Consider the following 12,342-nt stretch of genomic DNA (forward strand, 5'->3'; position numbering starts at 1 on the left):
ACGGCCACCGGTCAGTTCGGGCTGAACCGCACCGGCAACGCCGACGGCCCCCGCGTGAACACCCCCGCTTCATGCGTGTCCGCGTCCTCGGCGAGGCGCACGTTCGGCATCGCGTCCAGCAGCTGTGCCACGCCGACCTCGATCTCCGTCTTCGCCAGCAGCGCGCCGACGCAGAAGTGGCGGCCCAGCGCGAACGACAGGTGGTTGGCGGCGGCGGAGAACGCGGTGTCCGTGGGCAGGTCGGTGCGGAAGATGTCGAACTCGTCCGGCCGCTCGAACCGCCGCGGGTCGCGGTTGGCCGCGCCGATCAGGCAGGTCACGGTGCTGCCGGCGGCCACGGTCTGGCCCGCGATCTCGATGTCCTCGGCGGGCTGGCGCATGATCATGTGCACCGGCGGCGTGTAGCGCAGCGTCTCCGCGAACGCCTTCGCGATCAGCCCGTGGTCGGCTTGCACGGCCTCGAGCTGCGCGGGGTGTTCGAGCAGGTTCTTGAACACGCTCGCGATCGCCTTGTCGGTGGTCTCGCCACCGGCGGCGAGCAGCAGGCTGCAGAACGCCTTGATGTCCTCGTCGCTCATCCGCGTGCCGTCGACCTCGGCCGAGCAGAGCGTGGAGAGCAGGTCGTCGCCGAGGTTGTCGCGGCGGGCGCGGATGATCGGGATCAGGTATTCGGCCAGCTCTTCGCGCGTGCGCACGCCGGCGGCGGCCACGTCCGGGTCCTGGCTGAGGTTGCCGAGGAAGCCGATGATCGCGGTGTACCAGCGCTGGAACCGCTCGTGGTCGGTCTGGTCCAGACCGAGCATGTCCACGATCACGTTGATCGGGAAGTGCCGCGCGTAGTCCTGCACGAGGTCGGCTTCGCCGCGGCCGCGGAAGGAGTCGATGAGCTGCTGGGAGTTCCGCTCGATCACGGGCCGGAACTTCTGCTCCAGCTCGTTGCCGCGGAACGCCGGCACCACCAGCGCGCGGCGGATCGAGTGCTCGCGGCCGCTCATCTGCAGGATCGTGCGGCCGTGCGCGGGTTCCAGCTGCCAGCTGTAGTTGTCGGTCGTGAACACCGGCTCCCGGAACGCCCTGGCGACGTCGTCGTAGCGGGAGACGATGTAGCTGTTCATGCCTTCGTGCCAGACGATCGGCTCGTCCGCGAGCATGATGTCGTACGCGGAATACGGGTCGGCGGCGAATTCGGCGGAAAGGATGTCCGGCGCGTGACGTGCCGTGGTCATGGAGCTCCCTCGCTCGGGGTGGAGCAGCCAGGTTATCGATGAGGGTTGTGTGTGCGCCGAAAGTTCAAGCCTTCGGACCAGCTCGATCCGCCAGGTGGATTACGCACCGAACGCCGTTCGGTGGCTCGCGGTGATGATCTACGCTCGCCCGTCACTCTCTAGAGTTTTTCCGGTCAGCGAGATTACCGCTCAGCGAGAGCGGTCGACCCGCAATGGTCTCGACCTCCGCAGACCTCGACCGGTCCCTCAGCCGAACTGCGCCGTGTCCCACACACCCAGCAGCTCGTCGGCCTTCATCACCGACCCGAAGTACTTGTCGATGTTCACCAGCGCCGCCTCGTGCTCGGCCTCGGTGAACGCCGCGCAGCAGTCACCCATGAACGCGATGTGGTAGTCGAGCATGTACCCGTGCCGCGCCGTCGACTCGACGCACACGTTCGTGCTCACGCCCGCCATCACCAGCGTCTCGGCCTTCAGCGTCCGCAGCACCGAGTCCAGCCGGGTGTTCACGAAGCCGCTGTACCGGTGCTTCGCCACCACGGGCTCGTCCGGCAGCGGCGCCACCTCGAAGAACTCCGCGCCCCACGTCCCGGCCCGGCAGACCACACCCGACCGGCCGCCGGACCGCACGGTCAGCGCCGCCGAGTCCGTCGCCTTCTCGTGCGCCGTCCGCACGAACACCACCGGCACGCCGTGCGCCCGCGCGCCGGCCAGCAGCGCCTGCAGGCGGGGCAGCATCTCCTTCGCCGCGCTCACGTCCTCACCGCGGCGGGCGCACGCGCCGTCCGGGTGGCAGTAGTCGTTCTGCACGTCCACCACCACGACCGCGGCCTTGGCGGGGTCCAGCTTGTCCACGTCGAATCGCACCGTCGCCACCTCGTCGAGACGCTCCAGGGACCCGGGAAGCTACCGGCCGGACCACGCCGTGACCAGGTGGCTTTCCGCTGAGTGAAAACTCAGGCCAACGCGGCCAGCGCCTCCCGTAGCTTCCCGGCCACCTCGACCGGCCGCCTCGACGCCCGGTCCACGAACACGTGCACGAAGTTCCCCTCCGCCACCAGTTCCTCCGACGAAGCCGCGTACATCCCCACCTCGTACCGCACGCTCGAACGCCCGAGGTGCGCCACCCGAAGCCCCATCCGCAGTGACTCCGGAAAGGACACCGAGGCGTGGTACTTGCACTGCGACTCGACACACAGCCCGATCACCGGCCCGGCGGCGATGTCCAGCCCGCCGGAATCGATGAGGTACGTGTTGATCACCGTGTCCATCAGGGAGTAGTGCACCACGTTGTTCACGTGCCCGTAGACGTCGTTGTCCTTCCAGCGCAACGGAACCGTCTGCCAGAACCCGTAACTCACCACAGCTGCACCGAGGAGCGCAGGATCCCGGCCAGGTCATCGGAACTGGCGGCCCGCGGCGCCGTCGCCAGCAACCGTTGCTGCTTCAGCGTTCCCTCCACCAGCGAGTCCACATCGGACTCCGCGTACCCCACGGCCCCGATCCCCGCCGGGATCCCGATCTCCCGCATGAGGTTCACCAGCACCGCCGGCAGGTGGTCCTGGAAGTCGCCGTTCCACTCGAAGTCCGGCGCCAGCAGCCGCGCCACGCGCTGGTGCCGGTCCGGCGCCGCGGAGTAGGTGAACCGGAACGCCTCCGGTGCGGTCAGGGACACCGCCATGCCGTGCGGCACCATCGCTTCGTCGCCGGGGTAGCCGTCGGGGTGGAAGTCGCGCACCTGCCCGGCGATCGGATACGCGTTGGCGTGCGGGATGTGCACGCCGGCGTTGCCGAACCCGAGGCCCGCGAACGTCGCCGCCAGCGCCATCGCCTCGCGCGCCGCCAGGTCCGAGCCGTCGCGCACCGCCGCCGGCAGCGCCCATGAGAGCAGCGACAGCGACTTCTCCGCGAACATGTCCGCCAGCGGGTTCGACCCGCAGTACGGCACCCGCTGCTCGGGCTTCTTCCGGTCGAACGAGGTGTAGGGCTTCGCCGTGTAGCTCTCCGCCGCGTGGCACAGGATGTCCATCCCGCTCGCGGCCGTGACGCCGGCCGGCTGCGTCATCGTGAGCCGCGGGTCCACCACCGCGAGCGTCGGCCGCAGCCGCAGGTGGCTGATCCCGCTCTTCACGCGCAGTGACAACACATCGAGCACGCACACCGTGGTGCTTTCCGACCCGGTGCCGGTGGTCGTCGGCACCGCCACGAGCGGCTTCAGCGGGTTCGCCGGCGCGCGCCCGCCGCCCACCGGCGCGTTCACGTAGTCCATCAGCGAGCCCTCGTTGGAGGTCAGCAGGTTCGCCGCCTTCGCCGTGTCGATGCTCGACCCGCCGCCCACCGCCACGAACGCGTCGTACGGCCCGCTGCCGCGCGCGAAGTCCACCGCCTTCTGCATGCTCACGTCGGTGGGCTCCACGTGCACGCCGTCGAACACCTCCGTCGCGATCCCGTACGACTCGATCCCGGCGGCGATGCGGGCCGGCCACCCGGTTTCCGCGACGGTCGGGTCGGTGACCACGAGCACCCGGCGAACGCCGTACTGCGTGAGGTCGTAACCGATCTCGTCGCTGGAACCCGTGCCGTACTTCAACGCGGGAGCGCCGTACGTGAAAACGGTTTCATGCTCGGTGGACGTCAAGGCGGTGGTCCTCGCTTCCTGCCAGCGGGCGGTCAAAGCGGACATTCGTCCCATTTTCGCGGTCATTCCCCGAAGATCACTTGACTGCGGTGAACCGTGCCGCCCTAAGCTCTCCTCATTAGATACCAAGTAGGAGCGACCGTCGCCCAGACGGCCGTGCGCATCCTGACCGAGGCCCAGGTCCGCCGGGTGTACGCGGTCGTCGGCGAAGCGTTCCTCGAACTGCTCGACGCGTTGCAGCGCGAGCGCGAAGTGACCCTCGTCTCCGCCCGCCACGATTCGGGCGCCGCGTTCATGGCCGAGGCCGAGGGCAAGCTCACCGAACGCCCCGCCGTGCTGCTCGCGAGCCGCGGTCCGGGCGCGGCGAACCTGGCCATCGGCGTGCAGACGGCCTACCAGGACGAGACCCCGATGGTCGTCCTTCTGGAGACGCCAGCGCTCGACCGCACCATCACCGGCGAGCTGCCGACCTCCGACCTCACGGCGATGTTCGAGTCCATCGCGAAGTGGTGCGTACGCGCCGAAGACCCCGACGCGGTGCCGGGCCTGCTCGCCGAAGCGCTCACGCGCTGTCGCGAAGGCCGGCCTGGGCCGGTCGTGCTGGGCGTGCCGAGCGACGCGTGGGGAGTGCCCTACGACTCGGCGAAGCCGGTGGCCAAGGTCCGGCCGCCGATCACGGGCACGCTGGGCCGTTCGGCCGAAGCCGTCGCCGCGCTCGTCGACGAGGCCCGCTACCCGGTGGTCATCGTCGGCGGCCGGGCGCGCTCGGCGCGCGACGAGCTCATCGCCGTCGCCGACGAGCTGGCCCTGCCCGTGTACAACGCCTTCCGCCGCCAGGACGCCTTCCCCGAGACGCACGCGCGTTACGCCGGTCACCTCGGCCTCGGCATCCCCGCGCGCCAGCTCGACGCGCTCGAACGCGCCGACCTCGTGCTCGCGCTCGGCACCCAGCTCGACGAGGTGACCACCCAGGGTTACCGGTATCCGACGTCACAGCAGACGCTCGTGCTGGTGGGCACCGGCATCGACGAGCAGCGCCGCCGCGGCCTCACCTTCCGCGTCGACTCCGAGGTCGAGCCGTTCCTGCGGGAGCTGCGCTCGATCGCCACGCCGCGCACGCGCCGCGCTTCGGCCGCCAACGCGGCCGTGCACACCTTCATGACGCCGCCGGACACCAGTGGCAACACGCGCGTGCACCCGGTCGACGTGATCCGCGCCCTGCGCAAGCTCGCGCCCGAGGACACGATCGTGACCAGTGACGCGGGCAACTTCGCGCAGTTCATGCACCGCTACTGGTGCTTCACCGCGCCCCGCAGCCAGCTCGGTCCCAGCAACGCGGCCATGGGCTACGCCGTGCCCGCCGCCATCGCCGCCAAGCTGGCCGAACCGCGCCGCGCGGTGGTCGCGATGGTCGGCGACGCCGGCACGCTCATGACGGGCCAGGAGATCGAGACCGCCGTGCGCTACCGGGCCCCGGTGATGGTGGTCGTGTTTCAGAACGGCGTCCACGGGGCATTGGCCATGCACCAGGCTCGTACCCACGGCCGGCTCTCGGGTGTCACGATCCCGCTCACGGACTTCGCGTCGTGGGCGCGTGGGCTCGGCGCCGCGGGGTACACGGTGGACGATCGCGAAGAACTCGAAGCGATCGTCGCGAGTGCCCTGGTGCGCCAACGTCCGTGTGTGATCGATGTGAGGACCGACCCGGATGTCGTAACGCCCGACGTCCGGCTGAGTACTCTGTTGAGCGCGGTTCGCCCGCAATCACCCGGGCAGTGATTTTCCTCCGGCTCGCAACGAGAAACGCCGGGAAAGTTCAGTGGCCGCAGGGGGGTGGCTCCGGTAGCCTGGCGGTGTTCCCAAGGGTTCGCGGGAGAACCGGGATCCGGCAGTCACAGGGGTAACGCCGAGCACACGGGATCCGTCGGGGATCCGGCAGTGTGTGGGCGCCTTCCGATTTCAGTGGTCTGGTCCGGACGGGAACGGCCGTTTTCTGTCGGTGCCGGGTGACAACATCAGGGCATCGCCCGCCCAAGGCGGGTGGGAACGAGGGGAGTTTCGGCATGGCCGACGAAAAGAACACGGTTTCGCGTGGTTCGTCAGCCCGTACTGCTTCGGCGCGTACGGCTGCCGCGCGAGCCGCTGGGGCGCGCACGGCGACGGAGCGGGTCCGCGAGACCTCGGGTGTCGTGCCGGTGCTGTTCAGCGCCGTCGCGGAGGCCCACGACGTGGCTGTGGTGGTCGGAGACCAGGACGCCGGCTGGCGTTCGCCGTTCGGGGGCGAGCTGCGTCCGGCGAGCGGGGAATAACTCGCTCCGGGCCCGGATCACGTCCGCCGGTCCGGGTGAGACCGGGTGAGTCGGGTTGTCCCGTTGCCGCAAGCTGTGCTTTACTTTCGATGGTCTCGAATTTTGTGAGTCACGCTCGCAGATTTCAGCGGGCGTAGTGTCTCCTCGCCGAGGAAGCAAACCGCCCGGGTAAGACTCGGGATGCCGATGTGGCTTCTTGTTTTTTGGTGTTATGTATGGAGATATTTAATGACTCAGGGCACTGTGAAGTGGTTCAACTCCGAGAAGGGGTTCGGCTTCATCACCCCCGACAACGGTGGCGGCGACGTCTTCGTTCACTACAGCGAGATCCAGGGTAACGGCTTCAAGAGCCTCGAAGAGAACGCTCGCGTGGAGTTCGAGATCGGCCAGGGCCAGAAGGGCCCGCAGGCCACGTCGGTCACCGTCATCTGACCTAGACCTTCGTAAAGAGGCCGCCACCCGCGCTACGGGTGGCGGCCTTTTTCGTGTGCTCCCAGGCGCGCTGAAGCTGGTTCGGACTGGTTTGTGCCTGCTTCGACCGAGCCGTCCCACGATCTGGTTTCCGTTGCCGGACAAGGGCTTCCGGGCCTAGTCGGGCACCGGCCATCACCCGTTCGTGTCCGACGTGGACCTCGTAGGCTGCGCGCCATGATCGAGAACGGCTACACCGTCTCCGGAATGTCCTGCGGCCACTGTGCTCAGTCGGTCACGGAAGAGCTCACCGAGCTGGCGGGTGTCACCGGCGTCGAGGTCGACGTCGAAAGTGGCCGCGTCGTCGTGCGCAGCGAGCAGGAGCTCGCCGAGGCCGACGTCCGCGCCGCCGTCGAAGAAGCCGGCTACACCTACGAGGGCGGCTTCACCAGCGAAAGTGGCACCGCCAACGACACTGCCGCGCTCAACGACCCCGACGTACTCAAAGACCCCGCCGTACTCAAAGACACTGCCGCGCTGGTCTAGCGCCTCAGAGCACCGCGTCCGCGAGCCGCTTGACGTCGTCGACGTCGTCGGTGCCCGGGTTGAAGATGAGTTCGCTCACGCCGAGATCGGCGAGCGAGGCCACGACCGCGCGCGCCGCCTCGGCGGTACCGGCCACACCGGACACCACGAGTTCGGTGAAGCCGCCGTTGCCGGCGTAGTAGCCGCGCACGTTCGCCCGGCCCAGGTCGGGGTCGCCGCCGCCGAAGGGCATCGGCACCTCGCGCGTACCGGCGGGCACGCCCGGGTCGGCGCCGCCACCGACCGGCTGACCCGTCCACACCGACCTGCAGATCTCCAGGTCGCGGTCGATCCGCTTGCCGAGGCCGCGGGCCGAGTCCGTCGACCACGAAATCGTCGGGCCGGATCCCGGCCCCGAGCGTGAGCCGGCCGCCGGACAGGCCGTCGATCCCCGCGAGCTCCCTCGTCGGCAAGGTCGCCGGCCACACCGTGGCGAGCACCGACCAGGCCGATCTTCGCGCTCACCGCTTTCCGGAAGGGATTTCCAGCCGGTCTGACCTGATCAACCCGTTCGCCGGGTCTCTTCACCGGATCAGCGCGCGTCGTGCCGCGCGGTGTACCCCTTCCCTCACTCGTTACGGTGACCCGAACACTGGGCCGTCCGGGTGAGCAATCGACCTGCAACCCTCCGCAACCCTTCCCCTATCCGGCATCACACGGTCTGCTGAACCGGCACAAAGCGGAACAAGGAGAACTGTGGTGGGCCCAGGTGTGGCGGGCATCGTCGCCAACCCGGCGTCGGGGCGGGACATCCGGCGGTTGGTGGCGCAGGCGTCCGTGTTCCCGACGGCCGAGAAGGCCAACATGGTCCAGCGCGTGCTGGCCGCTTTCGCTGCCGCGGGCGTCGAGAGAACGCTCGTTTCCACCGACCTCGGCGGCATTTCGGCGGCCGTGCACCGGCAGCTCGGCGGGGATCCGCTTCCAGGTGTCGAGTTCTGCGACAAAGACCCGCTCACGGGCACCGCGCAGGACACGATCAACGCCGTGCGCCGCATGGTCGACGCGGGTGCCGGCGTGATCGTGTGCCTTGGGGGCGACGGCACCGCCAGGGTCGCCGCGAAGGCGTGCGGCGAGGTGCCGCTGCTCGCGCTGTCCACCGGCACGAACAATGCCTTCCCGCAGATGCGCGAGGCCACCGTGGCCGGGCTCGCCGCCGGCCTGATCGCGAGCGGCCGGATCGACCCGGATCTCGTCACCCACCGCGTGAGCAAGCTCGAAGTCGTCACCAAGGCGCGGCGCGAGATCGCCCTGGTGGACGTGGCCGTGACCTTGAGCAAGCACGTCGGCGCGAAGGCGCTGTGGGATCCGGCCTCGCTCACCGAGCTCTACTGCACCTTCGCCGAGCCCGACGGCATCGGCCTCTCCAGCATCGCGGGCCAGCTCTGTCCGAGCCCGCGCTCCAGCGCCGACGGCGTGGCCCTCAAGCTCGGTCCGGTCGGTGTGACCCCGCACGTGGTCCACGCGCCGATCGCGCCCGGCCTGGTCAAGGCCGTCGGCGTGCGCGGCTGGGGCGTGCTGCAGCAGGGCATGCGCGTGGACCTCGCGGCCGGCGGTGGCGTGATCGCCGTGGACGGTGAGCGCGAGCTGGAGCTCAAGCCGGGGGAGAGCGCGTACGTGGAGCTTCGGTCCGATGGGCCGTGGTGCGTCGACGTGCGCGCGGCGATGGCCGAAGCGGCCCGGCGGGGGTTGTTGCGCAGCGCGCCCGCGGACGAACTGAAGAAAGAGCGGCGGAGATGACGGGCACTCTGCTCGCGGCCTATCGCACGATGCGCACGATCCGGGTGTTCGAAGAGCGCGTGCACGCGGAGTTCGCCGCCGGCGACATCCCCGGTTTCGTCCACCTCTACGCCGGCGAAGAGGCCTCGGCCGCCGGCGTCTGCCGGCACCTCGACGGCCGCGACACCATCGCCGGCACCCACCGCGGCCACGGCCACGGCATCGCCAAAGGGGTCGACCCCAAGGCCGTGATGGCCGAGATCTACGGCCGCACCACGGGATCGTGCCACGGCAAGGGCGGCTCGATGCACATCGCCGACCTGGCGAAAGGCATGCTCGGCGCCAACGGTGTGCTCGGCGGCGGCCCGCCGTTGATCTGCGGCACCGCGCTGGCCGCGAAGCAGCGTGGCACCGGCGGTGTCGGCGTTGCCTTCTTCGGTGACGGCGCCGGCAACCAGGGCATCACCCTCGAAGCCCTCGACCTCGCCTCGGCTTGGAACCTGCCGGCGCTGTTCGTCGCCGAGAACAACGCCGACGCCGAAGCCACGTCGAGCACCTGGTCCGTGGCCTCGGACACCATCGCCGACCGCGCCGCCGGGCTCGGCGTGCCCAGCGTGATCGTGGACGGCTACGACTTCTTCGCCGTGACCGAAGCCGCCGGCGAAGCCATCGAACGCGCTCGCGACGGCGGCGGCCCCACGCTGCTCGAAGTGAAGTTCACGCGCTACTTCGGCCACTTCGAGGGCACCCAGCAGGGCTACCGGGCCGCCGACGTCGCCTACGCCCGCGAACACCTCGACTGCCTCAAGCGCTTCCGCGAGCGCGTGGTCGAAAACGGCGAGCTTTCCGCGGCGAGCCTCGACCAGGTCGACGCCGAAGTCGCCGCGTTGGTCGACGAAGCCGTCGCCGAAGCCCGAGCCGCACCCAAACCCACCCGGGCCGACCTGGAGACCGACGTCTACGTCTCGTACTGAAGGGAACGCGACTCATGGCACGCACGATCAGCTACCGCGAAGCGGTGAGCGAGGCTCTCGCGCAGGAGATGCAGCGTGACGAGTCGGTGATCGTGCTGGGCGGCGACACCGCGGGGAGCGGCCGCGACGACGGCACCGACGGCATCGAGCACGGCGGTTTCGGCGTCACCCCAGGGCTTCACCACCGCTTCCCGGGCCGCGTGCTCGACTCGCCGATCTCCGAATCGGCCTTGATCGGCGCGGCCATCGGTGCCGCGACGGCCGGGCAGCGGCCCGTGGCCGAGCTGACGTTCCTCGACTCCTTGGGCACCTGCTTCGACCAGATCTTCAACCAGGCAGCCAAATTCCGCTACCTGTTCGGCGGCGACGCGCGCACGCCGATGGTCATCCGCACGGGCTACGGCGCCGGCCGGCGGGCCGCGGCGCAGCATTCTCCGTGCCTGTACCCGATTTTCACGCACATCCCGGGCCTCAAGGTCGTGGTTCCGTCGAGCCCGTACGAGGCCAAGGGCCTGCTCGTCCAGTCCATTCGCGACGACGACCCGGTGATCTTCTGCGAGCACAAGGCTCTCTACGACGTGTCCGGCGAAGTTCCCGAAGAGAGTTATGCGATTCCCTTTGGTGAAGCCAATATCGTGCGCGAAGGTGGCGACGTGACCATCGTCGCCTTCGGCCGCATGGTCGGCGTGGCGGAGGAAGCCGCGCGTGAGCTGTCCGCGAGCGGCGTGGAGGCCGAGGTGATCGACCCGCGCACCACCAGCCCGCTCGACACCGCGACGATCCTGGCAAGCGTGGAGAACACCGGCCGGCTCGTGGTCGTCGACGAGGCTTCCCCGCGCTGCAACCTCGCCACGGACGTCTCCGCGCTCGTCGCTCGCGAAGCGTTCGGGGCGCTGCGGGCGCCGATCGAGATGGTCACGCCGCCGCACACGCCCGTGCCCTTCTCCGACGCGCTCGAAGACCTCTACCTGCCCGGCCCGCAGCAGGTGGTCAACGCGGCGAAGGCCGCGGTCGACTGGACGCGCTGACCACCGTCGTCCAGTGGTGAAACCGCAGGTCAGGCGGCTCAAGCATCGCTGGCTCGAAGAGGCTTGCCGCCGCGGGCACCTCGAGCACGCTCCAGCTGGTGGCGAGGTCGTTACCGCGGTGATCGAGTCTGTCGGTGAAGTCACCGACACTTCCGATCACACCCGTCCCCGGGCACACTGGCGCCGACGGCCGGTGGTCAGCGGACTAGGAGCGGTGGGTGGGCGAGCAGCACCTCGAGGCAGCGTTGCCCGCCGGGGTCGATCCCCGGCAGCACGCGCGCGCTCTCGCCCGGGTGCACGAAGCCGCCGTGACCGGCGAAGTTCTGCCGAACGAGCCACGCTCGGTGATCAGCGAATCGTGGTCCCGGGTGCGCCGCCTCGGCCTCGACCCCGATCGCGGCCCGTCCTCGCCGGTCCTCGACGCCGCCCAGCTAGAGGCACGCCGTCGCGAGAGTGGTCTGGACCCACTGCTGCCGGTGCTGCGCGGTGGTTTGCTCAGCCTGGCCGAGCAGGCCGCGCACATCATGGTGATCGTCGACGCCGCCGGTCACGTGCTCTGGCGCGACGGCTCCAGCGCGGTCGGCCGCCGCGCCGACCGGCTCGGGTTCGTGGAGGGCGCCGACTGGCAGGAGGGCGCCGTCGGCACCAACGCTATCGGCACCGCGCTCGTGGCCCGCCGGCCCGTGCAGGTCTACTCGGCCGAGCACTACGTGCGCGCCCAGCACGACTGGACCTGCGCCGCCGCGCCGCTGCACGACCCTCGCGACGGCCGCCTGCTCGGCGTCGTCGACCTCTCCGGCCCCGCCTCCACGGTGCACGCCACCACGCTGGCCTTGGTCGACGCCGTCGGCCGCCTCGCCGAATCGCAGCTGCGCACCAGCCACCTCACGGACCTCGAACGCCTGCGTGGCCTCGCACTTCCCTTGCTGGCCAAGGTAACCGGGCGCGCGCTGGTGACCGACCCGCACGGCTGGATCGCGGCCGCCACCGGCCTCGCGTCCACCGGCCGGCTGCCGTTGCCCGCGTCCGTGGCACCCGGCCCGCTCTGGTTGCCCGCGCACGGCCACTGCGTGGTGGAACCACTGCCCGGCGGCTGGCTCATCCGCTTGGTCGACCGCGAAACCGCACCGCCCACGCGCGTGTCGCTCGACCTGCGCGTGCCCGGCGAACCCGTGCTCGTCGTGTACGGCGCCGCCGGCGAATGGACGCATCGCGTCTCTCCTCGTCACGCACAGCTGCTGTCCGCCCTCGCGGCCCACCGCAACGGCTGCAGCGCCTCACAACTCGCGGCAGTCTTGTTCGGCGACGCGACGCGCACGGTCACCGTCCGCGCCGAGGTTTCGCGGCTGCGGCGGATCGTCGGCGGGATCATCGTCGGGCGGCCATATCGCTTCGCGGACAACCTGGAAGTGGTGGTGCACGGGTCCGCCATCGCCGGGTGATTATGGGTTAATT

Annotated in this window: 12 protein-coding genes and 1 pseudogene; 8 read left to right on the forward strand and 5 right to left on the reverse strand. The window is 69.9% G+C overall.

Going from position 1 to position 12,342, the window contains the following annotated elements:
- Positions 1–11: 11 nt before the first annotated feature.
- From VSH64_RS39340 to VSH64_RS39355, 4 genes are all read right to left on the reverse strand, one after another.
- Positions 12–1,226 carry a cytochrome P450 gene (locus VSH64_RS39340; protein WP_326567824.1) on the reverse strand — a complete coding sequence of 405 codons (1,215 nt, stop codon included), beginning with the start codon at positions 1,224–1,226 and terminating at the stop codon, positions 12–14.
- Between the two features lie 246 nt (positions 1,227–1,472).
- Entirely contained in the window at positions 1,473–2,093 is a 621-nt protein-coding gene (locus tag VSH64_RS39345) for a cysteine hydrolase family protein (RefSeq protein ID WP_326567825.1), read from the reverse strand.
- 89 nt (positions 2,094–2,182) lie between these two features.
- Positions 2,183–2,590 carry an acyl-CoA thioesterase gene (locus VSH64_RS39350; RefSeq protein ID WP_326567826.1) on the reverse strand — a complete coding sequence of 136 codons (408 nt, stop codon included), beginning with the start codon at positions 2,588–2,590 and terminating at the stop codon, positions 2,183–2,185.
- Positions 2,584–3,864 carry a hydroxyacid-oxoacid transhydrogenase gene (locus VSH64_RS39355; protein ID WP_326838155.1) on the reverse strand — a complete coding sequence of 427 codons (1,281 nt, stop codon included), beginning with the start codon at positions 3,862–3,864 and terminating at the stop codon, positions 2,584–2,586. The genes VSH64_RS39350 and VSH64_RS39355 overlap by 7 nt, the downstream gene beginning before the upstream one ends.
- A 117-nt stretch (positions 3,865–3,981) precedes the next feature.
- Between VSH64_RS39355 and VSH64_RS39360 the strand changes: the two genes are divergently transcribed.
- The 4 genes and pseudogenes from VSH64_RS39360 to VSH64_RS39375 all read left to right on the forward strand — a co-directional run.
- Positions 3,982–5,643 (forward strand): thiamine pyrophosphate-binding protein, encoded by a 1,662-nt coding sequence (locus tag VSH64_RS39360; protein WP_326838156.1) that lies wholly within the window; start codon positions 3,982–3,984, stop codon positions 5,641–5,643.
- 284 nt (positions 5,644–5,927) lie between these two features.
- A complete protein-coding gene (locus VSH64_RS39365; RefSeq protein WP_326567827.1) occupies positions 5,928–6,173 on the forward strand; it encodes a hypothetical protein in 246 nt (81 codons plus the stop codon).
- Positions 6,174–6,401: 228 nt separating this feature from the next.
- A complete protein-coding gene (locus VSH64_RS39370) occupies positions 6,402–6,605 on the forward strand; it encodes a cold-shock protein (protein ID WP_013222289.1) in 204 nt (67 codons plus the stop codon).
- 216 nt (positions 6,606–6,821) lie between these two features.
- Positions 6,822–7,025 (forward strand): annotated as a pseudogene (locus VSH64_RS39375) (heavy-metal-associated domain-containing protein); the annotation flags it as partial.
- Positions 7,026–7,134: 109 nt separating this feature from the next.
- On the opposite strand, the gene VSH64_RS39380 reads toward VSH64_RS39375, so the two are convergent.
- Positions 7,135–7,431 carry a hypothetical protein gene (locus VSH64_RS39380; protein WP_326567828.1) on the reverse strand — a complete coding sequence of 99 codons (297 nt, stop codon included), beginning with the start codon at positions 7,429–7,431 and terminating at the stop codon, positions 7,135–7,137.
- 437 nt (positions 7,432–7,868) lie between these two features.
- Here VSH64_RS39380 and VSH64_RS39385 point away from each other — a divergent pair, with 437 nt between their 5' ends.
- From VSH64_RS39385 to VSH64_RS39400, 4 genes are all read left to right on the forward strand, one after another.
- Positions 7,869–8,906, forward strand: a complete 1,038-nt coding sequence (locus VSH64_RS39385) for an ATP-NAD kinase family protein (protein WP_326567829.1) — start codon at positions 7,869–7,871, stop codon at positions 8,904–8,906.
- Positions 8,903–9,859, forward strand: a complete 957-nt coding sequence (locus tag VSH64_RS39390) for a thiamine pyrophosphate-dependent dehydrogenase E1 component subunit alpha (protein ID WP_326567830.1) — start codon at positions 8,903–8,905, stop codon at positions 9,857–9,859. The genes VSH64_RS39385 and VSH64_RS39390 overlap by 4 nt, the downstream gene beginning before the upstream one ends.
- 14 nt (positions 9,860–9,873) lie before the next feature.
- Positions 9,874–10,887: an alpha-ketoacid dehydrogenase subunit beta gene (locus tag VSH64_RS39395; protein WP_326567831.1), complete on the forward strand. Its 1,014-nt coding sequence runs from the start codon at positions 9,874–9,876 to the stop codon at positions 10,885–10,887.
- A 218-nt stretch (positions 10,888–11,105) separates the two neighbouring features.
- Positions 11,106–12,329 carry a helix-turn-helix domain-containing protein gene (locus VSH64_RS39400; RefSeq protein WP_326567832.1) on the forward strand — a complete coding sequence of 408 codons (1,224 nt, stop codon included), beginning with the start codon at positions 11,106–11,108 and terminating at the stop codon, positions 12,327–12,329.
- Positions 12,330–12,342 lie beyond the last annotated feature (13 nt).

It is taken from the genome of Amycolatopsis rhabdoformis, from assembly GCF_035918295.1.
Classification (GTDB): domain Bacteria; phylum Actinomycetota; class Actinomycetes; order Mycobacteriales; family Pseudonocardiaceae; genus Amycolatopsis; species Amycolatopsis rhabdoformis.

Excerpts from the sequence above, each read along its gene's own strand:
- VSH64_RS39340 (WP_326567824.1), bottom strand. The coding sequence starts at position 1,226 with ATGACCACGGCACGTCACGCGCCGGACATCCTTTCCGCCGAATTCGCC.
- VSH64_RS39365 (WP_326567827.1), top strand. The coding sequence starts at position 5,928 with ATGGCCGACGAAAAGAACACGGTTTCGCGTGGTTCGTCAGCCCGTACT.
- VSH64_RS39370 (WP_013222289.1), top strand. The coding sequence starts at position 6,402 with ATGACTCAGGGCACTGTGAAGTGGTTCAACTCCGAGAAGGGGTTCGGC.
- VSH64_RS39390 (WP_326567830.1), top strand. The coding sequence starts at position 8,903 with ATGACGGGCACTCTGCTCGCGGCCTATCGCACGATGCGCACGATCCGG.
- VSH64_RS39395 (WP_326567831.1), top strand. The coding sequence starts at position 9,874 with ATGGCACGCACGATCAGCTACCGCGAAGCGGTGAGCGAGGCTCTCGCG.